Raw genomic sequence first — 24,666 nt, 5'->3', positions numbered from 1 at the left:
AACGTTATCCTTCCGCTTCTTTGCCGGACAGGACGCCGGGAAAGAGGATGTACCGGTGTGGAGAGGTGTCCGAGTGGTTGAAGGAGCACGCCTGGAAAGTGTGTATACCCTAATAAGGTATCGCGGGTTCGAATCCCGCTCTCTCCGCCAGATGTAAGTCTTATGGTGACCCTGTCGGTCCCCCCGCGACGATAGTCCGTAAACTCCGCCAGGTCCGGAAGGAAGCAACGGTAGCGGATGACTCGGGCGCCGGGGTGTGGCTGGCAGGGTCATCGCCTTTTCGGGGCTGGGGTGCGCCCGACGCGTGTCCTTGGCACAATCCACTGTCGCCCCAAGGTACTACGCATGTCCTATCAGGTCCTCGCACGCAAGTGGCGCCCCCGCAAGTTCGCTGAACTCGTGGGCCAGGAGCATGTGGTCCGGGCGCTGACCAACGCGCTCGACTCCGGCCGCATGCACCATGCCTACCTCTTCACCGGCACCCGCGGCGTCGGCAAGACCACCATCGCCCGCATCTTCGCCAAGTCGCTCAACTGCGAGCGTGGCGAATCGGCCGATCCCTGCGGCGTCTGCTCGGTCTGCACCGCGGTGGACGCCGGCCGCTTCGTCGACCTGCTGGAGATCGATGCGGCCAGCAACACCGGCGTGGACGACGTACGCGAAGTGATCGAGAACGCGCAGTACGCCCCCTCGCGTGGTCGTTTCAAGGTGTACCTGGTGGATGAGGTGCACATGCTGTCCAAGCCGGCGTTCAACGCGCTGCTGAAGACGCTGGAAGAACCGCCGCCGCACGTGAAGTTCCTGCTCGCTACCACCGACCCGCAGAAGCTGCCGGTCACGGTGCTGTCGCGCTGCCTGAAGTTCAACCTCAAGCGGCTGCTGCCGGACCAGATCTCCGGGCAGATGCGCCACATCCTCGGCGCCGAAGGCATCGAGTACGAAGAAGACGCCATCGGCGAACTCGCGCACGGCGCGGACGGTTCGTTGCGCGACGGGCTCTCGCTGCTCGACCAGGCTATCGCCTATGGCGGAGGCGCCGTGCGCGCCGACGACGTGCGCGCCATGCTCGGCAGCGTCGAGCGTGGCCAGGTGCTGGGCGTGCTCGAGGCGCTGGCCGCCGGTGACGGTGCCACCCTGATGGGCGAGGCCGAGCGCATCGCCTCGTTCTCGCCGGACTTCGCCGGCGTGCTCGACGACTTCGCCACGGTGCTGCACCGTATCCAGCTGATCCAGCTGGTGCCCGGGTACCGCGAGGAAGAAAGCGACGCCGGCCTGGCCGACCTCGCCGCGCGCATCGCTCCCGAGGACGTCCAGCTCTACTACCAGATCGCCACCACCAGCCGTCGTGAGCTGCCGATGGCGCCGGATGCACGCATCGGTTTCGAGATGGCGCTGCTGCGCATGTTCGCGTTCCGGCCGGCCGAGGGTGGGCAGCCTGTCTCGGGTTCGCCGACGCGTACGGCCGCCGCCGCGCCACGGGCGCCCGCACCGGGGGCCGCGGCAGGTCACGCACCGCAGGCCGCCGCGGCGCCGCCGCCGGCGTCGGCTCCGTCGCGCACTGCCGCGACCTCCCATTCAGCCCCGCCGGCGCGTCCAGCACCGGCGGCTCCGGCTCCGGCAGCCTCGCGGCCAGCCGCACCAGCCGCACCTGCCGCACCAGCCGCACCGTCGCCCTCCCGCGCTGCCGGTCATTCCGCGCCGGCGCCCACGCCTGAGCCAGCCGAGCCGCCGCGGCCCATCACCCTCGGTGCGGATGGCCTGCCGGACTGGCACGAGGTGGTGGAGCGCGCCCACCTGCGCGGTCCCATTGGGCAGCTGGCACAGAACTGTTCGCTGCGCGAGGTGGACGGCGAGAGCATGGTCCTCGCATTGCAGCCACAGCACATGCACCTGGCGGTGGAGCCGTTGACCAGCCAGATGGAAGAGAAGGTCTCGCAGGCCCTGGGCCGGCGCATCCGCTTCCGCTTCGTGGCCGATCGCGGCAACCTCGGCACCCCGGCGGAGCGCCGGGCGCAGGCCGCCACCGATGCCCAGGCCCGCGCCGAGGCCTCGATGGAATCCGATCCCTTCGTACAGGCGCTCAAGCGCGATTTCGACGCGCGCGTCATTCCCCAATCGATCAAACCCGTGGAGCCAGGAACGTGAAAGGTCAAATCGGTCAGCTGATGCAGCAAGCCCAGCGCATGCAGGATGAAATGAAGCGTGCGCAGGACGAACTCGCCAAGACGGAAGTCACCGGTTCCGCCGGCGGTGGGTTGGTCACGGTCACCATGAGCGGCGGCCACGAGGTGCGCTCGGTGCACATCGATCGGCAGTCGTTCGCCGACGATCCGGAAATGGCCGAGGACCTGGTGGCTGCGGCCATCAACGACGCGGTCAACAAGATCGCCGAGCTCAGCCGCAACCGGCTGGGCGGCGTTACCGCGGGGCTGAACCTGCCCCCCGGCTTCAAGATGCCGTTCTGATCGGCCTTCGGCGATGAGTAACGGGTCCCGCGTGCTGGGCGAACTGATCGACGCCCTGCGTTGCCTGCCGGGCGTCGGCGCCAAGAGCGCCCAGCGCATGGCCTTCCATCTGCTCGAACGCGAGCGGCAGGGTGGCCTTCGCCTGGCCTCGGCGCTGGAATCGGCCATGCGCGACGTGGGCAACTGCACGCGCTGCCGCAACTTCAGCGAGACGCCGGTGTGCTCCGTGTGCGCCAGTCCCACGCGCGACAAGCACGTGCTGTGCATCGTGGAGTCGCCGTCCGATCTGGCCGCCATCGAACAGGCGACGGGCTTCCGGGGCCATTACTTCGTGCTGCTGGGGCGCCTGTCGCCCCTCGACGGCCTGGGTCCGGACGAACTCGGCCTGCCGTTGCTGGTGGAGCGGCTGGGCGAGGGCGAGATCGAGGAAATGATCATCGCCACCAACCCCACCGTGGAAGGCGAGGCGACCGCGCATTACATCGGCCAGCTGGCCCGTGCCGCCGGCATCCGTGCCACGCGCCTTGCCCACGGCGTGCCGTTGGGCGGCGAACTGGAGTTCGTCGATCGCGGCACGCTGGCGCACGCATTCGGCAGCCGTCAGTCCGTCGGCTGATTCAGCCCGGGGGCCACTGCATCTGGCGCCCGGCCAGCAGGTGCACATGGATGTGGAACACCGTCTGCCCGCCGTGCCCGTTCGTGTTGATCACGGTGCGATAACCGTCCTTCGAAAAACCCTGTTCGCGTGCGTAGGCTGCGGCGGCGAGCAATAGCTTGCCGAGAACGGTCGCATCGTCGGGCGTCGCATCGTCCAGCGTGGCGATGGCATGCTTCGGGATGAAGAGCACATGCACCGGTGCCTGCGGATTGAGGTCGCGAAAGGCCAGCACGTCGTCGTCTTCGTAGACGATGTCGGCGGGGATCTCGCGGCGGATGATTTTTGCAAAGATCGTTTCGGTCATCGGATGTCCTGGTCGTGGTAGACGTGGATTTTCAGCTTCGCATGCTTATCCAGGTTATTCGCGCGTTGGACGCGTGACCACAGCCATGGCGGTGAGCGCGCATGCGGGTACACCGACCGCGATCAACGATGCCTCCCAGTTTCCCGACAGGAAGAGGATGCCGCCGCCCATGACGACAGCGGTGATGCTGATGATGGCGACGAAACCCTGCGTCAGCCGTCGAGTGAGGTGCTCACGTTTTTGCGCCGTGTCCAGCCGAAGGCCCTCGGAGGCGGCGATGACGGCGCCCTGTTCGATGGATTTCTCCGCCAAGGCAAGGATACGTTCACCTGAACCTGGCACGGCGCGTTCGTAATCGGCCAGTTCGCCTGGACTCGGCAATCCGCCAAGTCGGTGGAAATCATGGTTCACGCTATACGGTGTGGCTAGACGTGTCGGCGTCACCTCGTTCATCGCTGTCCTCCTGACGGTGTGGTCTTTCACTTTAGGATGCGGCGGAGGATGGCTCAACCGACAGAGGTCATGGTGTCGATGGACCCGGGCGGGGCGCCGATCGCGGACATCGTCCGCTCCTACAGGGCGGGTTAGGCAGGGCGGTGTTGGTGTGCAGTGTTATGGCGAGGGGATGTAGCGGAGGTGGGCGATGGGTTCGCCGGTTTTCCGGCCCTGGTCGGCGGGGTGGTTGATGCCGTCCAGCACGGGGACGTCCTCGAAGTCGAAGGGGCTGATGCCTTCCAGGCAGGCGACGTTGATGCCGTACTGGTCGGTGTTCGACCGGCGCTGGTGGAAAGTGTAGATGCCGCACTTGGAGCAGAAGAAGTGCTTGGCCGTGCCGGTGTTGAACTGGTAGACGCCCAACGCGTCCTCGCCCTGGTGGATGGTGATGCCGTCGAGGTTGGCGGAGACGACCACGGCGCCGCGCATGCGGCAGTAGGAACAGTTGCAGCGGCGCGCGGTGCGCAGGCCGTCGCTGAGTTTCACCGTGAAGCGGACGGTGCCGCAATGGCAGGCGGCGCGGGATTCGGTGATGTCGGGGAGCATGGGAAGCCTCATCGGGTTTGGGAATATCGTGTCGGTTCCGATAGCGCGCATGGCGTCGTGCGCGGTGGTCGGGTCGAGGGGATCGCGGACATCGTCCGCTCCTACGGCGTGGCGTGGCGTGGGGCGTTGCATAAAAAAACCCGACGCCTTGCGGCACCGGGTTCGTTTGCCGCCGGCCGGGATCAGCGGACGCGGGGCGGCGGGCGCACGATGATGGTGCGCGGGCGATAGTAGAACGGATCGCCCCATGGGCCGTAGCCGTAGGGACCGAAACCGGGGCCGAAGCCCGGACCCCAGAACGGGTCGTAGAAGCCCGGGCCGTAGGCACGGTTGATCGGGACGCGCTTGGGCCAGAGGTAGACGACATCGGCCTCGACACGCGGATAGGCATAATCGAAATCGCCGACTTTCTGCGACACGGCGCCGTGCAGGGTGCCGGTGACGGTGATCTCGCGACCGCGGGTGAAGACTTCCGGATCGTAGAAGCCGTCGCGGCAGGCGACGAAGCGACCCTGGCTGTCCGATTTGCTGGCCGTGGGGCGCGCCTCGGCGTCGAGCGGTTCCGACAGCACGAAGAAGCAGGTCTGCTGCGGGCCCGGCTCGGTCTTGATGATCTCGCCGCCCCAACGCACCTTGGCGCCGGGTGCGCCGCCCTGCTGGGCGCCGGAGGTGGACACGTTGTTGAACTGGCCCTGCAGCGGCTGGGGCACCGTGGCGCAGGCGCCGAGGGCCAGGGTCGCGGCCGCGACGGCCAGCGGTTTGAACATGGACATGAAACATCTCCCAGGGGTGCCGGGCACAGCCGGTACCATGACCTATTTGACCACGCGGCGCGTCTTTAATTCGTCCACCCCGCGCCTGAATTCGGTGACCAGTTCAGGCGGCGGTTTGTCATGGGCGTAACGCGAGCGCAAGTAGACCTCGCTCAACCTTTCCAAGGCATTTCGGTGTTCCGGCAGCGCACGGGCCGCCCGGGCCATGAAATGCCTGGGTCCCTCGCCCGCGCGTCGGGAGACACCGGCCCTGGCGAGTTTGCGCCGCAGCCGCTGCATCGACGCATCCAGCGCATCGCCTTCACGCCGCTGGAACAGCGCCCAGCCCAGGGCACCCACCACCAGCACCGCGAAACCGACCGCGAGGACCAGGGCAAGGTCGCCCACCTCCGCACGGCGGATGCCGAACGGCTGCAGCAAACCTTGCTGACGAAGCGAATCGAAGCCGTTAACGGCCTGGTTCCACCATTGGTTGACCACATCCCAGCGATCGCGTGTGTTGCGCCACCAGGCGGCGTCGAACAGGCCCTCACCACCGCCGTCCCCTGCAGCCGCCGCCGCGGCGCCCAGGGTGACGCGCTCGGGGCGCACGGCGCCGGTCGGGTCGAAGCGAACCCAGCCGCGGCCCTCGATCCACAGTTCGGTCCAGGCGTGCGCGTCGGCGCGGCGGACCAGGAGATAGCGGCCGAGCGAGTTCCAGTAACCGCCCTGGTAACCGGTGACGACCCGTGCCGGGATGCCTGCGGCGCGCATGAGGAAGGTGAAGGTGGAGGCGTAATGCTCGCAGTAGCCCTCGCGGGTACCGAACAGGAAATCGTCGATGCGATCGCGGCCCAGCGGCGCGGCGGCCAGCGTGTAGCGGAAGCCGCCATCGTGGAACATCGCCAGCGCCGCGCGGGCGATCGCCGGGGCATCGCCGCCGTACTGGCTCACCCACGCGGCGGCCTGGGCACGTGCGCGGGGGCCGACGCGGTCGGGCAACTGCAACGTGGCGCGGCGGGCCAGGGGGTCCAGGGCAGCGTCGAGGCGGTAGTCGGCAACGGCGCTCGCCTCGTAGTTGTAGGTCTTCTCCAGGCGCTGGTTGGCCACGGCCGTGCGATCGCCGCGCAACATGGCGTCCGTGGGTGCGTCCGGGGGCATGTCGAGCAGGGGCAGGACACGCTCCCGCGTCGGCTCCAGGGTGACCCGGTAATGAAAACGCGGTTGGCCCTCCAGCGTGCCGGTGTCGCGGCCGCCGAACCCGGGGCTCCATGCCTGGCCGTCGAAGCGGGTCATGGTGAAGGCACGGAAGTAACGTGACGACGCGATCGGCGTGGGGCCGTCGAAGGTCACCCGCATGGCGGGTGTGTCGTCGGTGAGCACCTCCGCCATGTCGCCCGGTGCCATGCGGTCGGACAGTCCCGTGGTGGCGCGGTCCATCGTCGGCGCGCCCCACAGGGGGGAGCTGAGGCGGGGAATGAACAGGAATGCGAACAGCGCCAGCGGCACCGACACCAGCAGCGCGAGCAGTACCGGGGTGAGTTCGACGCGCCAGGACGGAACGCGCGGTCCGGCCGTTTCCAGCGCACGCAGCGTCATCATCGCGGGTACGACGCCGGCGGCCACGATGGCCGTGGCGACGATGCCCTGGTCGAACAGCAGCGCGCTCATGAGGGCGAACGCCGCGAACGCCACGCCGACACGCGCATCGCGCAGGCGTTCGCTTTCCAGCAGCTTGAGCACCAGCAGGCCCACGGCGAACGCACTGCCCGGCTCGCGGCCGAACAGGCTGCCGTAGGTGAGGATCACCAACGCCAGTAGCAGGCCGATGAGCGGCAGCTTGATCCAGATCGGCGTGTGGCGACCGCCGCGACGGCGTTGTTGCCAGCGCGCGACCAGGACCACGGCCACGCCGGCCGTCAGCCACCACGGCAGGTGCGGCGCATGCACGCCGAGGACGAAGGCCATGGTGAGGCACAACAGGTCGAACGACCACGGGGTCAGCGGTGGCTCGCTGGCGGGGCGCTCGCGCAGCGACAGGCGGAAGCGGGTCATGGGCGCAGCGCCAGTGCCGTCATGCAGCGATGGTAGTGCTCGTCACCCTGGGCGATATCGAAATAGCCGTCCGGAAGCCTGAGGCTCCAGCGCCGGCCCGAGGCATGTGCTTCGTCCACCCAGCGGGCCAGTCGGGAGATGCGCGTCTCGTCGTCCAGTCCGTGCATGCTGTCCCAGTCCAGGCGCCAGTCTTCCTGCGGCGCGGGTTGCTCCATGTCCTTCACCAGCAGCGAGTGGTGGCGCGCACTCGGCTTCCAGGCGATCAGGCGGCGTGGATCGCCGGCACGGTAATCGCGCAACGATGCCAGCTCGTCGCCGGGCCGTGGTCGTCCGCGATCGGCATCGCCCTGCGGTTCGAACGGTGCCGGACCCATGCCCTCGGCGCGCGGATACACCAGCAGGGCGCGATCCGGATGGAGCCAGCTCCAGACGCGGAACATGCCCAGCGGCCAGCGGCTGTGCAGGCGCATGCGCGGCACGGCCTGCCACCCGCGAAAGGCCGTCGGCAGGCCGAATTCGACGGTGACGCTGCCGCCGGCCGGCACGACGACGACATGCTCGTGGCCTTCCACATCCAGGCGCACCGCCATGCGCTCGCGCTGCGAAGCACCGATGTCGAGGAACACGCGCAGGGTTTCGCCGGCGCGCGCGGAGCCGGCGCGCAGCCCGCCGATGGTGAGTCCGTTGAGTACGCGAAAGGCCACCAGCATGCTTCCCGCGCTCACCGATCCCACCAGGCAGGTGAGCAGGAGGGCGGCATTGTTGGCGTAGTTCAGCGCGCCGATGAGCATCACGCCGAGCAGCGCGGCGAACGCGAGGCCGAAGCCCGTGGGCAGGATGTAGATACGCCGACGGTGCAACTGGATCGGCAGCGGCTCGCGGGGGCGTAGCCGCGTGAGCGAAGGCAGGCGGCGCTCCGCCCAGGCGGTGAGTCGCTGCACCCCATCCGGCATCAGGGCACCGCGGTGTCGGCCAGGATGCTGCGGGCGATCGCCTCGCGCTGGCCGCCACGTCCCGGCACCAGGCGATGCGCCGCGATGGGCACGAACACCGCCTGCACGTCTTCGGGAATGACGTAGTCGCGCCCGCTCAGCATCGCCCAGGCGCGTGCGGCGGCGAGCAACGCCAGGCCTGCCCGCGGCGACAGGCCGACACGCACGTCGCCATGCTTGCGGCTGGCGCTGAGCAGGGCCTGCAGGTAGTCGAGCAGGGTGCCGGTGACCTTGATTGCCTGCGCCGCGGCATGCAACTGGTCGATGGCGGCGATGTCCAGTCGCGGGCGCAGGGTCGCCATCATGTCGCGGCGGTCCTCGCCGGTGAGCAGCGCGCGTTCCGCGGCCGGGTCGGGGTAATCGAGGCTGAGGCGCAGCATGAAGCGGTCCAGCTGCGAATCGGGCAGGGGAAAGGTGCCTGCCAGGTCGATCGGGTTCTGCGTGGCGACGACGAAGAACGGCCGTGGCAAGGCGTGGGTCACGCCGTCGACGGTGACCTGTCCCTCGGCCATGGCCTCGAGCAGCGCGCTTTGCGACTTGGGCGTGGCCCGGTTGATTTCGTCGGCCAGCAGCAGGCTGGTGAAGATCGGGCCGGGGTGGAAGCGGAATTCGCCGGTCTCGCGCTCGTACACGCTGACCCCGATAATGTCGGAAGGCAGGAGGTCGCTGGTGAACTGGATGCGCTGGAATTCGAGATCGAACGTGGCGGCCAGGGCGTGCGCCAGCGTGGTCTTGCCCACGCCCGGCACGTCTTCCAGCAGCAGGTGCCCGCCGGCCACCAGGCAGGTGAAGGCAAGCTTGACCTGGCGCGGCTTGCCCAGCAGCACGCCATTGACCTGGGCCAGCGCGGCGTCGAGCCGGTGGCGAAGCATTTCATCGTTGAGCGGATGCGTGGCGGACATGATCGATGCGTAAGCTCCCCGGGCGGGCCCTGTCGAAGCAGGACGGATTCAGTGTAGCGGTGCCCGCGCGATCGTGGCGAGGCGCCTTCCTGGTGCTGTTCACCGTCGTCTGCCTGGGCAAGCTCGTCATCGCATGCACCCTGTCGCCCTTTGGTGACGAAGCCTTCTACTGGCAGGAAAGCCTCGCGCCCGCCTGGGGCTATAGCGATCTTCCGCCGTTGACCGCTTGGCTGATCGCCGTGTCGGAGGCCTGCTTCGGCCACGGTCTTCTACCGCTGCGCCTGCCGTTCCTGCTCATCGGTGCGCTGCTGCCGTGGCAGGTCGGCGCGATCGCGCGGCGCTACGGTGGCGAGCACGCGCGCTGGCAGGCGGCAACGTTCGCCCTGTGCCTGCCGTTGATCGGTTCACTCGGCGTACTGGCGCTGCCGGACGTGCCGCTGACCTTCGCCATCGTGCTCGCCACCCAGGGCCTGGTCGCGGCGCTTGAGGAAAACCGTATTCGTGACTGGGTGGTGCTCGGCGTCGGTCTGGGCATCGCCTGGGCGACCCACTACCGTGCGGCGATGCCGATGCTCGGCGGGCTGCTGTTCCTGCTGGTGACGCCCCGCGGCCGGACGCAGTGGCGGCGACCCGGGCTGTGGCTGGCCATGGCGATCGCGGCAATCGGCCTGCTGCCGCTGTTGCTCTACAACGCGGCATCACACGGCGCGGGCCTGGCTTTCCAACTGGTCGAGCGCAATCCCTGGCAGTTCCATGCCGATGCGCTGGTGCAGCCGCTGGAGCAGGCGGTGGCCTGCACGCCATTGGCCTGGGTGGTCGCGATGTGGGCACTTTGGCAGACGTGGCGCCGTCGCGACGAAGCGCCGTTCGACCTGATCTCGGTGCTGGCGGGAACCTTCGTTCTCGGCTACTTCGGACTCGGCCTGTTTGCCGATGACGTGAGGTTTCGCGCGCACTGGCCGTTGCCAGCCTACGCAATGCTGTGTGCGGGCCTGCCGCTGTTGCTGCGCGATGCGTCGCGGCGTGCCCGACGATTGACCTTCGTGGCCTTCGGCCTGGCCGCCGTGGGCCTGGCGATCGGCCTCGGTTACCTGGCGCTGGCCGCGTCGCCCTCCGGTGCCCGTGCGCTTTCCGGGGTGAAGGCGTTTCCGTCCAACTTCACCGGCTGGCGCGAATCGTCCGCGGCCGTGGCGCCCTTCCTGCACGAGCATCCCGACGCCATCCTGGTGGCGGACAATTTCATGCTGGCGGCGGAACTGCGTTTCGCGCTCGGTCGCGACCGCACCGTCTACAGCCTGGACAGTCCGCTCAACATCAAGCATGGCCGTGCGCCGCAACTGGCCGACTGGGGCCTGGACGAAAAGGGGTTGGCCGCGCATGCGGGTACGCCGCTGCTGCTGGTCGTGGACGAAACTGCGCTGCGCGAGCGGGAGCGGCGCGCGTGGCTGGGTTCGCTGTGCACGCGCGTTGCGATGGGCGACGCGGTCGCGCGGCGCGATCTGTTCGACGGGCGCCGCCGCTTCGCGTTGTATCGGGCGACCGTGCCCGCGCACGGGCTGGTCGACACCGATGCCTGCATGGTGTGGCAGGCCGCGGCCCGCGCTGGCGGTTGATGGCACGCGTCGGGAAGGTCGCGCAGCTTCGGCGACGGCGCCGTCAGGGCAGGGCGATTCCCGCCGCGCGCAGCAGTCGCGCCGTGGCGATCAGGGGCAGGCCCACGAGCGCGGTCGGATCGTCATTGGCGATGCGTTCGAACAGCGCGATGCCCAGGCCTTCGCACTTGAAGCTGCCCGCGCAGTCGAGCGGTTGCTCGCGGGCCACGTAGCGTTCGATGGTGTCGGCGGTCAGCGTGCGGAACGTGACCCGTGTCTCGTCGATATGGGTGAGCGCCTTGCCGGTCGCGTCGATCACGCAGACGGCGGTATGGAACACCACGTCCCGGCCGGAACTGGCCGCCAGCTGCTGCTGCGCCTTGTCGGCACTGCCGGGTTTGTCCAGCACCGTGCCGTCCAGGTCGGCCACCTGGTCCGAACCGATCACGACGGCACCGGGGCGCTGGTCGGCCACGGCGCGTGCCTTGGCCTCGGCCAGCCGTGCCGCGCGTGTCGCAGGCGCTTCGCCGGGATGCGCCGCTTCGTCGGTGCCCGGCGCGGCCTGGTCGAAATGATCGAGCAGTCGGCGCAGCATCGCCGCGCGATAGCGCGAGGTGGAGGCAAGCACGACGGGGGAAGGCATGTCAGAAGTCCTTGTGGATGTGTTCGCGAACCGCGGTGTCCAGCGCCGCGTGGGCGTCGTCCAGCGCGCGCAGCCGCGGTTCCAGCTGGTGCCTGGCCCGGACCAGGGCCGCGACGGCATCGTCCAGCTCCCGCTGACTGGCCTCGGCGCCGCGGTCGCGAATCCACAGGCGCTGCCGGAGCAGGGCGCGCAGGCCCGAGTCCACTGCCTGCTGGGCTTCGACCTCGCCCGCGGCAGGCACATCGGGGCTGACCGACATGACGGCGTGCGCGCGCTGGAGGCGGTCGCGGCAATCCTTCAGGTCGGCTTCCAGACGGTCGGCGTTGTCCATCAGGCTTTGCAGGGCGCCGTGCCGGCGGTGGACGCGCTGGTGCCGCAGTGCCCAGGCGCAGCCACCGATGGCTAGCGCTGCGACGACGGCAAGTGCATAATAAGCAAAGGAAAACACGCGACCTCTTTCGCCCCGGCGGGCATCCGCGCCGCCTGGGGCAGCCAGTGGGAAGTCTGCACGAAAGCCGTACATCGGCGCAAAACGGTGGTTCTCGCGCCCCGCATCTTCTAACCGGTTGACTTCAAGGGTGTTGATGCCTACCATTTCCCGATTATGTCCGTGACTTTGCCATCGTCCGTGGACGCCTGGCGCGAAGTTCGTGCGCGGCGTTCGTTCCAGGGTCAGCTTCCCGTGTCGGCGTTCACCCGCCTCGGTGAGGTCATTGCGTCCACCGAAGGTGACGTAACCTACGAACTGGACTTCGGCACCGACGACTTCGGCAGCAAATACGTAGCCGTGCGTGCAACAGCGCCGTTGACCCTGATCTGTCAGCGCTCGCTCGAGCCCTTCGTGCTGACGGTCGAAGTCGATACACGTCTCGGGCTGATCGTGCATGAGAACGAGGAAGCCGGGCTTCCTCCGGGGTACGAGGCCTTGCTGGTCGAAGAAGACGGCAAGCTCGATCCCCGTGCCACGATCGAAGATGAACTGCTGTTGGTGCTGCCCCTGGTTCCGGTCAACCCGGACTACGAGTTGCCCGACGACATGCTTGGAGCCGGCGAGGAAGAAGAACCCTCGCAGGATAAAACCGATAACCCGTTCGCGGCACTCCGCGGACTCATCAAGTAATTTCGCTGGAGATTAGCCATGGCCGTTGCCAAGAGCCGCAAGACCCCTTCCACCCGCGGCATGCGTCGTTCGCACGATGCGCTCACGACCGTGCAGCTGTCGACCGACCCGACCAGCGGTGAAGTCCACCTGCGTCACCACGTGACCAAGGACGGCTTCTACCGTGGCAAGAAGGTCATCGACACCCGCGGCGCGGTTGAAGTCGAAGACTGATCCGCTCCCCCTGGGGGCGATCGGAACGCAGGCGGCGCGGCAACGCGCCGTTTTGCGTTGCAGGACATACATAACGATGGGGATACGGATCTGAAATACGCCCGCATCATCGGTACCGGCAGTGCGCTTCCCGAGAAAGTGCTGACCAATGCCGATCTCGAAAAAATCGTCGATACAAGCGACGAATGGATTCGCACCCGCACGGGTATCACCGAGCGCCACATCGCTGCGGATGGTGAAACCACCGGCGACCTGGCCTTCCTCGCCGCGCAACGCGCGCTCGAGGCCGCCGGCGTCAAGGCGGCGGACATCGACCTGATCGTGCTCGGCACCACCACGCCCGACCTCATCTTTCCGTCCACGGCCTGCCTGGTCCAGCATCGGCTGGGCGCAAACGGCTGCGCCGCGTTCGACGTCAACGCGGCGTGCTCGGGCTTCGTCTACGCGCTGGGCGTGGCCAACGCGTTCATTCGCAGCGGCCAGGCGAAGAGGGCCCTGGTGATCGGTGCCGAAACGCTCACGCGCATGGTCGACTGGACGGAGCGCGAAAGCTGCGTCCTCTTCGGCGACGGCGCGGGTGCCGTGGTGCTCGACGCGTCCGACGAGCCGGGCATCTACACCACGCGCATGCGCGCCGACGGCGGGTTCAAGCACCTGCTGTTCAATCCCGTGGGCGTGTCCGCCGGCTTCACCGATGGCCCCAACCATGGCGTGCGTATCACCATGCTGGGCCGCGAGGTCTTCAAGGTGGCCGTCAAGACCCTGGATGCCCTGGTCGGCGAGACGCTGGCCGATGCCGGCATGACCGAGGACGAAGTGGACTGGCTGATTCCCCACCAGGCCAACCTGCGCATCATCGAGGCGACGGCCAAGCGCCTGAACATGTCGATGGACCGCGTCATCGTGACCGTCGACAAGCATGCCAACACCTCGTCCGGTTCGGTGCCGCTCGCACTCGACTACGCCATTCGCTCCGGCAAGGTAAAGCGGGGGCAGAACCTGCTGCTGGAAGCGTTCGGCGGCGGCTTCACCTGGGCATCGGCGCTGCTGCGCTACTGACGGGCGGGGCGTCACCACACGCCCGCGAATGGTGCATTCCTCCCCGGGTTGCTGGCACCATTCGCGGTTTGACGCTCCGGAAACCCCATCGATGACCGCCACCCGCGCCTCGCTCGCCTTCGTCTTCCCCGGTCAGGGATCGCAGTCGATCGGCATGCTCGCCGACCTCGCCGCCGCGCATCCCGACGTTCGCGCCACGTTCGACGAGGCGTCGGCCGGCGCGGGGGTGGACCTGTGGCAGATCAGCCAGGAAGGTCCGGAAGAAAGTCTCAACCGCACCGAGAACACCCAGCCGGCGCTGCTGGCCGCCAGCGTCGCCCTCTGGCGTGTCTGGGTGAAGCAGGGTGGCGCCATGCCGGCCTTGCTGTCGGGTCACAGCCTGGGCGAGTACAGCGCGTTGGTCGCCGCGGGCGCCGTGTCCCTCACGGATGCCGCCGCACTGGTCGCGGAGCGGGGCAGGTTGATGCAGGCGGCCGTGCCCGCCGGTGTCGGTGCCATGGCCGCCATCCTCGGTGGCGACGATGCCCAGATCGCCCAGGTCTGCTCGGAGGTGGCCCAGGACCAGGTGGTCGCCCCGGCCAATTTCAATTCGCCCGGCCAGCTGGTCATCGCCGGCCATGCCGACGCGGTGGATCGCGCATTGGCGCGGCTGGCCGAACTGGGCGTGAAGAAGACCGTCAAGCTGGCCGTGTCGGTGCCGTCGCATTGCATGCTCATGCGCGACGCGGCGGATCGCCTGGGCGAACGGATGGCCGACCTGGACTGGCGCATGCCGGCCATTCCGGTGGTGCAGAATGCCGACGCCGCCGTGCACACCTCCGTCGAGGCCATCCGCGGCGCTCTGATGCGCCAGCTTTACCTTCCCGTCCGCTGGACCGAATGCGTCCAGGCGCTGGCCGCCGCAGGCGTCACCCAGGCGCTCGAATGCGGGCCGGGCAAGGTGCTGGCGGGGTTGATCAAGCGCATCGACAAGTCGGTGGACGCCCGGCCGCTCGGCACGCCGGCCGATCTGGATGCCGCGCTGGCCGCCGCACAGGCCTGACCCCGTTCCCTCATCCCTCTCCCTCCCAGGTACGACAGGACATTCCCATGACCCAGACCCTCAAGGGCGAAGTCGCCCTCGTCACCGGTGCCAGCCGGGGCATCGGCGCGGCCATTGCCGACCTTCTCGCTGCGCAGGGCGCCACCGTGTTCGGCACGGCGACCAGCGAAGCGGGTGCGCAGGCCATCGGCGAGCGCCTGAAGCCCCACGGCGGCCATGGCCGCGTGCTGGACGTCACCGATCCGGCGGCCATCGAGGCGCTGGTCGAGGCCATCGGCAAGGAGACCGGCACGGTCTCCGTCCTGGTGAACAACGCCGGTATCACCCGCGACCAGCTGCTCATGCGCATGAAGGAGGAGGACTGGAGCGCGATCATCGATACCAACCTCACCTCGGTGTTCCGCACCTCCAAGGCAGTGATGCGCGGCATGATGAAGGCACGCAAGGGCCGCATCATCAGCATCGCGTCCGTCGTGGGCCTGACGGGCAACCCCGGGCAGACCAACTACGCCGCCGCCAAGGCCGGCATCATCGCGTTTTCCAAATCGCTGGCCCGCGAGATCGGCTCGCGTGGCATCACCGTCAACGTCGTCGCACCGGGCTTCATCGATACGGACATGACGCGTGCCCTGCCGGACGAGCAGCGTGCCGGCCTCCTGGCCGGGATCGCCCTGGGGCACCTGGGCGACGCCGACGATATCGCCCAGGCCGTGGCCTTCCTGGCCTCGCCGGCGGCCCGCTACATCACCGGCGAGACGCTCCATGTCAACGGCGGTATGTACATGCCTTGACGATCGTCGTCGGCGGCAGTCGCCACCGGCACGTTTTTGAGAGACAATCGCTGTTTCGCGCCTGGCCCAGAAAAGTCGGGCGTTATCTACGTGGCGGCGTTGTGTTGGCGGGCTCCGGCCTTAGCGACTACAATGCCGCCGAATTTTTCCCTCGGGAGGTAAAGGCAACATGAGCACCAACGAAGAGCGTGTCAAGAAGATCGTCGTAGAGCAGCTTGGCGTTAAGGAAGACGAAGTCACCAACAACGCTTCGTTCGTAGACGATCTCGGCGCCGACTCGCTCGACACCGTCGAGCTCGTGATGGCTCTCGAAGAAGAGTTCGAGTGCGAGATCCCGGACGAAGAAGCTGAAAAGATCACGACCGTCCAGCAGGCTATCGACTACGTTACGAACCACGCTCCCAGCAAGTCCTGAGAAGGACACCCCGGCGGCGGTTTGTCGATCGGAGGCTTGCCTCCCGTCGATCTCCGAGCGACATGGAAGCTGCGCCTAACGGCGCAGTTTTCGTTTGCGGCAAACGCAACCTGCGCCCGCGTATGGTCTGTGTGCGGAAACAGTTGAGGATGAGAACGCATGAGTAAGCGACGTGTGGTAGTGACCGGCATGGGCATCATCTCGCCGGTCGGCAACGATGTAGCCACCGCCTGGAAGAACGTGGTCGAAGGCAACAGCGGCATCGGTCCGGTGTCCGAATTCGATGCCACCGCCTACTCCACCCGTATCGCGGGTGAGGTGAAGGACTTCGATCCGGTGGACGCCTTCTTCGTCGGCACCGACATGCCCGACGACGAGCGGCGCGCCGTGGCGAAGGACTTCAAGCGGATGGATCCGTTCATTCATTACGGCATCGTCGCCGGCACCCATGCCTTCCGTCAGTCGGGCCTGGTCGTCACGGCCGAGAACGCGGGCCGCATCGGCGTCGCAGCCGGTGCCGGTATCGGCGGCCTGCACACCATCGAGGGCACGGCGCTGGAGCTGGCCGAGAAGGGGCCGCGCAAGGTCTCGCCGTTCTACGTGCCCAGCTCGATCATCAACATGGTGGCCGGCAACCTGTCGATCTACCACGGCCTGAAGGGCCCGAACATCGCACTGGTGTCGGCATGCACCACGGCCGCGCACAACATCGGCATGGCCATGCGCCTGATCCAGTACGGCGACGCCGATGCCATGATCGCCGGCGGCGCGGAGTTTGCCACCACGCCCACGGCCATGGCGGGTTTCTGCTCGGCCAAGGCCATGTCCACGCGCAACGACGACCCGGTGCACGCCAGCCGTCCGTGGGACACGGGGCGTGACGGCTTCCTGCTGTCCAACGGCGCGGGCATGCTGATGCTCGAGGAATACGAGTTCGCCAAGGCGCGGGGTGCCACCATCCTCGCGGAACTGGTCGGCTTCGGCATGAGCGGCGATGCGTTCCACATCACCTCGCCCAGCGGCGACGGTGCGGAACTGGCCATGCGCAACGCGCTGCACGACGCCGGTCTGAAGGCCGAGGACGTCCGCTACGTCAATGCGCACGGCACCTCCACGCCGGTGGGCGACCTGGGCGAAGCCAAGGCCATCCGCAACGTGTTCGGCGACCACGCCACGAAGAAGGGCGCCTTCTCGGTCAGCTCGACCAAGTCGGTCACCGGTCACCTGCTGGGTGCCGCGGGCGGCGTGGAAGCCATCTTCTCGATCATGGCCATCCGCGACGGCATCATGCCGCCGACGATGAACCTGGAAACGGTGGATCCCGAGGTCGCCGCGCTCGGTATGGACCTCGTGCCCAACCAGGCGGAGAAGGCGGATATCGACGTCGTCGTATCCAACTCGTTCGGCTTCGGCGGCACCAACGGTACGCTCGTATTCCGTCGCCTCTGATGCGCGGCATCGCCCGGTGGCGGGTCGTCCTCCTGCTCCTGTTGCTGGGAGGTATCTTTGCGGGCGGCTGGCTGTGGTTCGACTGGGCGCGCTTCGCCCGTACGCCGTTGACCGTCGCCGCCGCCGGACAGAGCATCGACGTGGCGCGCGGCGCGTCGTTCCGGGACATCGTGCGCGACCTGCGCTCGCGTGGCGCCACCCGCGCCTCGCCGTTCTACTGGCGGCTGCTGGCCATGGAAATGCGCGTCGCCGGTCGTCTCCATGCCGGCGAGTTTGCCCTGCGTCCGGGCATGACGCCGCGTGACCTGCTGGGCGACATGGCCAACGGCCGGGTCATGCAGCGCAACCTGACCATCGTGGACGGCTGGACCTTCGCCGACCTGCGTCGCACGCTGGCCGCGGCACCCGTGCTTACCCACGACACCGCCGGGCTCGACGATGCCGCCATCATGCGACTGGTCGGCGGCCCGGAAGGCGACAATCCGGAGGGGCGTTTCCTTCCGGAGACCTATGCCTACGTCAAGGGCGACAAGGATTCGAGCATCCTCAAGCGGGCCTATGTGGCGATGGGCAAGACGCTCGACACCGCGTGGGCCTCGCGCGCGCCCGACCTGCCGCTGGCCTCGCCGTACGAGGCGCTGATCCTGGCGTCCATCGTGGAGAAGGAAACGGGCAGGGCGGATGAGCGCCCGCGGATCGCCGGCGTGTTCATGCGGCGGCTGGAAGGGCGCATGCTGTTGCAGACCGACCCGACGGTGATCTATGGCATGGGCGCGGCGTACGCGGGCAAGATCCACAAGAGCGACCTCACCACGGATACTCCCTACAATACGTACACCCGCGTGGGTCTGCCGCCGACACCGATCGCGCTGCCTGGCCGCGCGGCGATCGAGGCGACGTTGCATCCCGCCGACGGCAAGGCGCTGTATTTCGTCGCCCGTGGCGACGGCAGCCACGTTTTCTCGGATACCCTCGACGAACATAACCGGGCCGTGGCCTGTTACCAGTTGAAGCGATGCCAGTAACGACACCCCCGCACCACGTCGGCCTGCGCCCCTGGCACGCGGAGGCCTGGGACCGCCTGCAGGCCCGCCGCGACCGCGACGCCTTGCCCCATGCGCTGCTGCTGGCCGGCCCTGCCGGGCTGGGCAAACGGGATTTCCTCTCGGTGTTCGTCCGTGGGCTGCTTTGCCTGCAGCCGGTCAACGGCGCGCCGTGTGGACAGTGCCGCAGCTGCCAGTTCCTGGCGGCGGGCACCCATCCGGACCGGGTGACCCTGTCGTTCGGCCTGCGCAAGGACGGCGTCACCCGCAGCGAGATCGTCGTCGACCAGATTCGCGACCTGTCCCAGCGGCTGGCCATGTCCAGCCAGTTCGGCGGCTGGCAGGTCGCCACCGTGGACCCGGCCGATGCGATGAACGCGGCCGCCGCCAACGCCCTGCTGAAAACGCTGGAAGAACCCACGCCGGCCACGCTGCTGGTGCTGGTGGCCGACGAGCCGGCCCGGCTTCCGGCCACGATCCGCAGCCGGTGCCAGCGCATCGATTTCCTGGTGCCCTCGCGGGACGTATCGCTCGCTTGGCTGGCGGCCGAGGGCGTGGCCGATGCGCCCGCCGCGCTCGAGGCCGCGGGCGGTAACCCGGGCATGGCGCGCGAGTGGGCCGCCGACGGCGCCCTGCGCCAGCGCGACGAGGTGCGCAAGGACCTGCGCGCCCTGGCCGCCGGACGCGGCGACGCCATGGAAGTGATCAAGCGCTGGCAGGCCGCCCAGCCGGCGCGTTACCTCTGGTTTGCCGCGCAGGCCGTGGCCGACGAACTGCGCGCCCGCACCACGGGCACCCCGGCGCCACTGGAAAGCCAGCTGGACGACGAAACGCTGGACCAGTGGTACGGCCGGGCCAACCGGGCGCGGGATGCCCTGCGTGGTCCCCTGCGGGTCGACCTGATCCTGCTCGAACTGCTCGCGGCCTGGCGTTGACGCGGCCTTATCGGCCGGTCGGTCTTAATGCGCCTGTCATAATGATGTGCAAGGAATCCGCTTTGTATCGTGACCCCGTCATCGACGGCGGCACCCGCCTGCTCGTCGTCGCCCCCCATCCGGACGACGAGTCGCTGGCCGCCGGCATGCTTATCCAGCGCACCCTGGCCCAGGGTGGCCGGGCCGACGTCCTGCTGCTGACCGACGGGGACAACAACCCCTGGCCGCAGCGCTGGCTGGAGCGCCGTGTGCTCATCGACGCGGCGGCCCGTCGCCGCTGGGGTGCACGCCGTCGGCGCGAAGTGGCCGGCGCGCTGGGCCGGCTGGGCGTCCCGCCCGACCAGCTGCATGCGCTGGGCTGGCACGACATGCAGGTCACCGACGAGCTGCGCCTGCGGCACACCGCGGCCCTGACGTCCGTCAAGCGGGTGATCGAGCGCGTGCGCCCCACGCTGGTGGTCATTCCCGACCTGGGCGACGCGCATCCGGACCATGGCTCCGCCCACGTGCTGGCGCGCCTGGCCCTGGCGGCCGCGGGCTCGACGGCCGACATCCTCACTTATATGGTGCACGGCACCGAGCGCAGCGCGCCGGACGACCTGATCGTTCCCGACCTGGATGCCGAGCGCCAGGCGACCAAGCTGGCCGCCGTGCTGGAGCACGAAACCCAGGTGGCGCTCAGTCGCAAGCGCATGCTCGCTGTGGCGTCGCGCCCCGAGCGCTTCGACCGCCCGGCCGCCGCGCCGGGCACCGGGCTGTTGCCCTTGCCGTGGCATCCGGGCGTCCTGGCCCGCCGCCGGTTGCGCATCGTGGTGGCGGACGGGCAGGGCGTGGTGGCCTGGCCGTGGCGCAAGGCGCCGCTGGAGGCCGTGGACGGTGGCTGGCAGTTGCGCCTGCGCGGCGCGCCCGGCCCGGCTTTCGTCAAGCTCACCGCCGATCTGGCCACGCCGTGGATCTACGACCACTACGGGTGGGCGTGCGAGGCCCCGGAGCCGGCCGGGCTTGTGGCCCGGACGGTCGGCTAGCTAGGATGGCCCTCAATACGGGGAAATCGCTTGCATGAACGCCACCGCCTCATCGCCGCGTCAGGGCATCCTTTCGCTGAAGATCAAGGACGTCAACGCGCTGTACATCGCGTACATGCCTTTCCTGAAGACCGGCGGCCTGTTCGCGCCCACTGCCCAGCGCTACGGCCTGGGCGATGAAGTGGCCCTGCTGGTCACCCTGATCGACGAGAACGAGCGCCTCTCGGTCGCCGGCAAGGTGGTGTGGATCACGCCGGTGGGCGCCCAGGGCAACCGTACCGCCGGGGTCGGCATCCAGTTCAGCGAATCGCCCGAAAGCGAGGCCGCCCGCCAGCGGATCGAGGCCCTGCTCGCCGGCAGCCTGGCCTCGGAGCGCCCGACCCAGACGATGTAACCGCGCGCGCCGCCCGGCGTCGCGTGCAGGCCGTGTGACGGCAAAAGCGTGCGAATGCGTCGCGGCTACCGCTTTTCCGCCTTACGGCGATGTTTTTCCCGCATTAAGGCTTGTAGGTATACCTGCACGCACTGGTACAATAGTCCGGTTCCCCAACGTGAGATTGTGGATATCCGGAGTCGTTGGCGCGCCCATCGCGTCGACACGGATCGGCCCGTTTGGATCGATTCGAAAAAAGCTTCGGCGACCCTAGCCGGACCGCTCGTCCCCGTCGACGGTCACTGATGCGCCCAGTGAGGCGCGGAGGTACGCAGCATCGTGCTTGCCCAATATTGGCCCGTCCTGTTGTTCATCGGCGTCGCTGTCGGCCTGGGCGTCGTGCTCATGACGCTCGGCATGCTCGCCGGCCCGCGTCGTCCCGACGCCGAGAAGCTCTCGCCCTACGAGTGCGGCTTCGAGGCCTTCGAGGACGCGCGCATGAAGTTCGACGTGCGCTACTACCTCATCGCCATCCTCTTCATCATCTTCGATCTCGAAATCGCCTTCCTGTTCCCGTGGGCGGTGGTGTTCGACAAGATCGGCCTGATCGCCCTGGTCGAGATGGCGCTGTTCCTCGCGCTGCTCGTCGTCGGCTTCGCTTACGTCTGGAAGAAGGGAGCGCTCGAATGGGAGTGATGACCACCATCGACCGGGTGATGCACAACCCGGCGCCGCTCAACCTCGTCGACGACATCCTGCGTCCCAACGGCGACGCGCCGGTGGCCAACCGCGGTTTCGGCGTGACCAGCATCGACGCCCTGATGAACTGGGCGCGCACCGGCTCCATGTGGCCGATGACCTTCGGCCTGGCCTGCTGCGCGGTCGAGATGATGCACGCGGGTGCCGCGCGCCTCGACCTCGACCGCTTCGGCGTCGTGTTCCGTCCCAGCCCGCGCCAGTCCGACGTCATGATCGTGGCCGGCACGCTGGTCAACAAGATGGCTCCGGCGCTGCGCAAGGTGTACGACCAGATGCCCGAGCCGAAGTGGGTCATCTCGATGGGTTCCTGCGCCAACGGCGGCGGGTACTACCACTATTCGTATTCGGTCGTGCGCGGCTGCGATCGCATCGTGCCGGTGGACATCTACGTGCCGGGTTGCCCGCCGACGGCCGAAGCGCTGATCCACGGCATCCTGCAGCTGCAGAAAAAGATCCGCCGCACCCACACGATCGCGCGCTGAACAGGGCTTTCGAACATGAGCGTTACTAACGAGACCTCGCTGGTCGAACGGCTCGCCGCGCGTTTCGGCGACATGCTGACGGTGAAGGTCGAGCGCAACGAGGTCACCGCCGAGGTGTCCCCGCGCGACCTGACCGCCGTCGCCACGGCGCTGCGCGACGAGACCGGCTTCCGCTTCACCATCGTCATCGACGTCTGCGGTATCGATTACCTCAGCTACGGCCAGACCGAGTGGGATACCGACACCGCGCACGGCGAAAGCTTCTCGCGCGGTGTCGAAGGGCAGGGCGCCGGCCGCTTCACCTGGGCGGAGCGTCCGCGCCAGGTCGAGCAGCCGCGTCGCTATGCCGCCATCATCCACCTGCTGTCGATCGAGCTGAACCAGCGCATCCGCCTGCGCGCGTTCTGCGAGGACGACGCGTTCCCGGTGGTGCCGTCGATCACGCCGATCTTCCCGGGTGCCGACTGGTTCGAGCGCGAAACCTTCGACCTGTTCGGCATCATCTTCGACGGCCACCCCGACCTGCGCCGCATCCTCACGGACTATGGCTTCGTCGGCCATCCGTTCCGCAAGGATTTCCCGCTCATCGGCAATGTCGAGGTCCGCTACGACCCCGAGCAGAAGCGTGTCGTCTACGAACCGGTCTCGATCGAGCCGCGCGTGCTGGTGCCGCGCACGATCCGCAACGATGCCGACCTCGATCAGGCCAGGGCGGAATCCGCCGATCACTGGCGGGAGAACTAAGCCGTGGAAGAAATCCGCAATTACACGATGAACTTCGGCCCGCAGCATCCCGCTGCGCACGGCGTGCTGCGCCTGGTGCTGGAGATGGACGGCGAGACCATCGTGCGCGCCGATCCGCACATCGGCCTGCTGCACCGTGGCACCGAGAAGCTGGCCGAGTCCAAGCCGTTCAACCAGTCCATCGGTTACATGGACCGCCTCGACTACGTGTCGATGATGTGCAACGAGCACGCCTACGTGCGCGCCATCGAGAACCTGATGGGGATCGAGGCGCCGGTGCGTGCGCAGTACATCCGCACCATGTTCGACGAGATCACCCGCATCCTCAACCACCTCATGTGGGTGGGTTCGAACGCGCTCGATCTGGGCGCCATGGCCGTGTTCCTCTATGCGTTCCGTGAGCGCGAGGAACTGATGGACGTCTACGAGGCGGTGTCCGGCGCGCGCATGCACGCCACGTACTACCGTCCGGGCGGCGTCTACCGCGACCTGCCCGAGCAGATGTCGAAGTACCGCGAGTCGCCCTGGCACAAGGGTGGCGACCTCAAGCGCCTGAACGCCTGGCGCGAAGGCTCGATGCTGGACTACCTCACGGAGTTCACCAACGACTTCCCGGCGCGCGTCGACGAATACGAATCGCTGCTGACCAACAACCGTATCTGGAAGCAGCGTACGGTGGGCATCGGCGTCATTCCGCCCGAGAAGGCCCAGGCCTGGGGCATGACCGGCGCGATGCTGCGCGGCTCGGGTATCGCCTGGGACCTGCGCAAGAAGCAGCCGTACGCCGCCTACGCGGACATGGATTTCGATATCCCGGTGGGCGTCAACGGCGACTGCTACGACCGCTACCTGGTCCGCGTCGAGGAAATGCGCCAGTCCAACGCGATCATCAAGCAGTGCGTGGCCTGGCTCAAGGCCAACCCCGGTCCGGTCATGGTGCAGAACTACAAGGTCGCACCGCCCAGCCGTGAAGAAATGAAGAACGACATGGAAGCGCTCATCCATCACTTCAAACTCTTCACCGAAGGCTACGGCGTACCCGCCGGCGAAACCTACGCCGCGGTCGAGGCGCCCAAGGGCGAATTCGGCTGCTACCTCGTGTCCGACGGTGCCAACAAGCCCTTCCGCGTGCACCTGCGCGCGCCCGGCTTCGCGCACCTGTCTTCCATGGACGCGATCGTGAGGGGCCACATGCTCGCCGACGTCGTCGCGATGATTGGCACCTACGATCTCGTCTTCGGCGAAGTCGACCGCTAAGTCGACGGAGTGAACTGAATCATGAAAGCCACCGGTCATTTCGAGCAGGTCAAGGACGTCGATCCCCTTGCCGTGCTCAACGATCACACCCGTCAGCACATCGACCACTGGGTGTCCAAGTTTCCGCCCGACCGCAAGCGTTCGGCCCTCATCCAGTCGCTGATGGCGGCGCAGGAACAGAATGTCGGCTACCTGACCGACGAGCTGATCACCGCGGTCGCCAAATACCTCGACCTGCCGCCGATCTGGGCCTACGAGGTCGCCAGCTTCTACTCGATGTTCGAGACCTCGCCGGTCGGCCGCAACAACGTCGCCATCTGCACCAACATCTCGTGCTGGCTGAACGGGGCCGAGGGCCTCGTGCGCCATTGCGAGAAGAAGCTGGGCATCAGGACGGGCGAAAGCACCGCCGACGGTCGCGTCTACCTCAAGCAGGAAGAGGAATGCCTGGCCGCGTGTGCCGGTGCGCCGATGATGGTGGTCAATGGTCATTACCACGAGAAGCTGACGACCGAATCGGTCGACGCGATCCTCGACGGTCTGAAGTGAGGTAAG

At 67.8% G+C, this 24,666-nt stretch carries 29 protein-coding genes, 1 tRNA gene and 1 other RNA gene; 22 read left to right on the top strand and 9 right to left on the bottom strand.

Translation table 11 applies throughout. The features are described from left to right. The first annotated feature begins 59 nt into the window (after positions 1-59). The 5 genes from QRN34_RS00240 (at position 60) to recR (ending at position 3,081) form a co-directional block, all read left to right on the top strand. Positions 60-150, top strand: a tRNA-Ser gene (locus tag QRN34_RS00240). 22 nt (positions 151-172) lie between these two features. Next, an RNA gene (gene ffs, locus QRN34_RS00235) (signal recognition particle sRNA small type) lies at positions 173-269 on the top strand. A gap of 76 nt (positions 270-345) precedes the next feature. Beyond that, the gene (gene dnaX, locus QRN34_RS00230; RefSeq protein WP_285400919.1) at positions 346-2,145 is read left to right on the top strand and encodes a DNA polymerase III subunit gamma/tau; all 1,800 of its coding nucleotides are present in this window, start codon (positions 346-348) and stop codon (positions 2,143-2,145) included. Continuing rightward, positions 2,142-2,465 carry a YbaB/EbfC family nucleoid-associated protein gene (locus QRN34_RS00225; protein WP_285400917.1) on the top strand — a complete coding sequence of 108 codons (324 nt, stop codon included), beginning with the start codon at positions 2,142-2,144 and terminating at the stop codon, positions 2,463-2,465. The genes dnaX and QRN34_RS00225 overlap by 4 nt, the downstream gene beginning before the upstream one ends. Before the next feature lie 13 nt (positions 2,466-2,478). Next, positions 2,479-3,081 carry a recombination mediator RecR gene (gene recR / locus QRN34_RS00220; RefSeq protein WP_285400915.1) on the top strand — a complete coding sequence of 201 codons (603 nt, stop codon included), beginning with the start codon at positions 2,479-2,481 and terminating at the stop codon, positions 3,079-3,081. Position 3,082: 1 nt separating this feature from the next. Here recR and QRN34_RS00215 read toward each other — a convergent pair whose 3' ends face one another. The 7 genes from QRN34_RS00215 to QRN34_RS00185 form a co-directional block, all read right to left on the bottom strand. Next, positions 3,083-3,427 carry a histidine triad nucleotide-binding protein gene (locus QRN34_RS00215; protein WP_285400913.1) on the bottom strand — a complete coding sequence of 115 codons (345 nt, stop codon included), beginning with the start codon at positions 3,425-3,427 and terminating at the stop codon, positions 3,083-3,085. Positions 3,428-3,481: 54 nt separating this feature from the next. Then, a complete protein-coding gene (locus QRN34_RS00210) occupies positions 3,482-3,880 on the bottom strand; it encodes a DUF2335 domain-containing protein (protein WP_285400911.1) in 399 nt (132 codons plus the stop codon). A gap of 159 nt (positions 3,881-4,039) precedes the next feature. Further along, complete coding sequence (locus QRN34_RS00205) at positions 4,040-4,468, bottom strand: GFA family protein (RefSeq protein WP_285400909.1); 429 nt, start codon at positions 4,466-4,468, stop codon at positions 4,040-4,042. Positions 4,469-4,650: 182 nt separating this feature from the next. Next, a complete protein-coding gene (locus tag QRN34_RS00200) occupies positions 4,651-5,241 on the bottom strand; it encodes a Slp family lipoprotein (protein ID WP_285400907.1) in 591 nt (196 codons plus the stop codon). Positions 5,242-5,283: 42 nt separating this feature from the next. After that, positions 5,284-7,275 (bottom strand): DUF3488 and transglutaminase-like domain-containing protein, encoded by a 1,992-nt coding sequence (locus QRN34_RS00195; protein WP_285400905.1) that lies wholly within the window; start codon positions 7,273-7,275, stop codon positions 5,284-5,286. Next, on the bottom strand, positions 7,272-8,216 hold the full coding sequence (locus QRN34_RS00190; RefSeq protein ID WP_285400903.1) for a DUF58 domain-containing protein: 945 nt from the start codon (positions 8,214-8,216) through the stop codon (positions 7,272-7,274). Before QRN34_RS00190 ends, QRN34_RS00195 begins: the two co-directional genes overlap by 4 nt. Before the next feature lie 11 nt (positions 8,217-8,227). Next, a complete protein-coding gene (locus QRN34_RS00185) occupies positions 8,228-9,169 on the bottom strand; it encodes an AAA family ATPase (protein WP_285400901.1) in 942 nt (313 codons plus the stop codon). A 5-nt stretch (positions 9,170-9,174) separates the two neighbouring features. Here QRN34_RS00185 and QRN34_RS00180 point away from each other — a divergent pair, with 5 nt between their 5' ends. Beyond that, positions 9,175-10,782, top strand: a complete 1,608-nt coding sequence (locus tag QRN34_RS00180) for a glycosyltransferase family 39 protein (protein WP_285400899.1) — start codon at positions 9,175-9,177, stop codon at positions 10,780-10,782. A gap of 43 nt (positions 10,783-10,825) precedes the next feature. Here the strand turns inward: QRN34_RS00180 and QRN34_RS00175 are convergent, their stop codons facing one another. After that, complete coding sequence (locus tag QRN34_RS00175; protein ID WP_285400897.1) at positions 10,826-11,404, bottom strand: Maf family protein; 579 nt, start codon at positions 11,402-11,404, stop codon at positions 10,826-10,828. 1 nt (position 11,405) lies between these two features. Beyond that, complete coding sequence (locus QRN34_RS00170) at positions 11,406-11,852, bottom strand: hypothetical protein (protein ID WP_285400895.1); 447 nt, start codon at positions 11,850-11,852, stop codon at positions 11,406-11,408. A 234-nt stretch (positions 11,853-12,086) separates the two neighbouring features. Between QRN34_RS00170 and QRN34_RS00165 the strand changes: the two genes are divergently transcribed. From QRN34_RS00165 to nuoE, 16 genes are all read left to right on the top strand, one after another. After that, on the top strand, positions 12,087-12,524 hold the full coding sequence (locus QRN34_RS00165; protein WP_345782875.1) for a YceD family protein: 438 nt from the start codon (positions 12,087-12,089) through the stop codon (positions 12,522-12,524). Positions 12,525-12,542: 18 nt separating this feature from the next. Further along, entirely contained in the window at positions 12,543-12,737 is a 195-nt protein-coding gene (gene rpmF, locus QRN34_RS00160) for a 50S ribosomal protein L32 (protein ID WP_036112167.1), read from the top strand. Between the two features lie 90 nt (positions 12,738-12,827). Further along, entirely contained in the window at positions 12,828-13,796 is a 969-nt protein-coding gene (locus tag QRN34_RS00155; protein WP_036144697.1) for a beta-ketoacyl-ACP synthase III, read from the top strand. A gap of 91 nt (positions 13,797-13,887) precedes the next feature. Beyond that, positions 13,888-14,838, top strand: a complete 951-nt coding sequence (gene fabD, locus QRN34_RS00150; protein ID WP_285400891.1) for an ACP S-malonyltransferase — start codon at positions 13,888-13,890, stop codon at positions 14,836-14,838. A 47-nt stretch (positions 14,839-14,885) separates the two neighbouring features. Then, complete coding sequence (fabG, locus tag QRN34_RS00145; RefSeq protein WP_285400889.1) at positions 14,886-15,629, top strand: 3-oxoacyl-ACP reductase FabG; 744 nt, start codon at positions 14,886-14,888, stop codon at positions 15,627-15,629. 169 nt (positions 15,630-15,798) lie between these two features. Continuing rightward, positions 15,799-16,044, top strand: coding sequence for an acyl carrier protein (gene acpP, locus QRN34_RS00140; RefSeq protein WP_285400887.1), 246 nt, complete (start codon positions 15,799-15,801; stop codon positions 16,042-16,044). Positions 16,045-16,203: 159 nt separating this feature from the next. Continuing rightward, on the top strand, positions 16,204-17,493 hold the full coding sequence (gene fabF, locus QRN34_RS00135) for a beta-ketoacyl-ACP synthase II (RefSeq protein WP_285400885.1): 1,290 nt from the start codon (positions 16,204-16,206) through the stop codon (positions 17,491-17,493). Next, positions 17,493-18,518 (top strand): endolytic transglycosylase MltG, encoded by a 1,026-nt coding sequence (mltG, locus tag QRN34_RS00130; RefSeq protein WP_285400883.1) that lies wholly within the window; start codon positions 17,493-17,495, stop codon positions 18,516-18,518. The genes fabF and mltG overlap by 1 nt, the downstream gene beginning before the upstream one ends. After that, positions 18,509-19,471: a DNA polymerase III subunit delta' gene (gene holB, locus QRN34_RS00125; protein ID WP_285400881.1), complete on the top strand. Its 963-nt coding sequence runs from the start codon at positions 18,509-18,511 to the stop codon at positions 19,469-19,471. Before mltG ends, holB begins: the two co-directional genes overlap by 10 nt. Positions 19,472-19,533: 62 nt before the next feature. Then, positions 19,534-20,496, top strand: coding sequence for a PIG-L family deacetylase (locus tag QRN34_RS00120; RefSeq protein WP_285400879.1), 963 nt, complete (start codon positions 19,534-19,536; stop codon positions 20,494-20,496). A gap of 34 nt (positions 20,497-20,530) precedes the next feature. Further along, complete coding sequence (locus QRN34_RS00115; RefSeq protein WP_036142459.1) at positions 20,531-20,890, top strand: PilZ domain-containing protein; 360 nt, start codon at positions 20,531-20,533, stop codon at positions 20,888-20,890. Between the two features lie 318 nt (positions 20,891-21,208). Then, on the top strand, positions 21,209-21,565 hold the full coding sequence (locus QRN34_RS00110; protein WP_036142456.1) for an NADH-quinone oxidoreductase subunit A: 357 nt from the start codon (positions 21,209-21,211) through the stop codon (positions 21,563-21,565). Continuing rightward, positions 21,556-22,110, top strand: a complete 555-nt coding sequence (locus tag QRN34_RS00105; protein WP_036142453.1) for an NADH-quinone oxidoreductase subunit B — start codon at positions 21,556-21,558, stop codon at positions 22,108-22,110. Before QRN34_RS00110 ends, QRN34_RS00105 begins: the two co-directional genes overlap by 10 nt. A 15-nt stretch (positions 22,111-22,125) precedes the next feature. Continuing rightward, complete coding sequence (locus QRN34_RS00100) at positions 22,126-22,854, top strand: NADH-quinone oxidoreductase subunit C (protein ID WP_285400874.1); 729 nt, start codon at positions 22,126-22,128, stop codon at positions 22,852-22,854. A 27-nt stretch (positions 22,855-22,881) separates the two neighbouring features. Next, the gene (locus tag QRN34_RS00095) at positions 22,882-24,111 is read left to right on the top strand and encodes an NADH-quinone oxidoreductase subunit D (protein WP_285401204.1); all 1,230 of its coding nucleotides are present in this window, start codon (positions 22,882-22,884) and stop codon (positions 24,109-24,111) included. 21 nt (positions 24,112-24,132) lie between these two features. Continuing rightward, the gene (gene nuoE / locus QRN34_RS00090) at positions 24,133-24,660 is read left to right on the top strand and encodes an NADH-quinone oxidoreductase subunit NuoE (protein WP_036142443.1); all 528 of its coding nucleotides are present in this window, start codon (positions 24,133-24,135) and stop codon (positions 24,658-24,660) included. The last annotated feature ends 6 nt before the right edge of the window (positions 24,661-24,666 follow it).

The sequence above is a fragment of the Luteibacter sp. ME-Dv--P-043b genome (assembly GCF_030209605.1).
Lineage (GTDB): Bacteria > Pseudomonadota > Gammaproteobacteria > Xanthomonadales > Rhodanobacteraceae > Luteibacter.
Note: the sequence above shows the minus strand (reverse complement) of the source record. Positions and strands in the feature narration are given on the sequence as shown.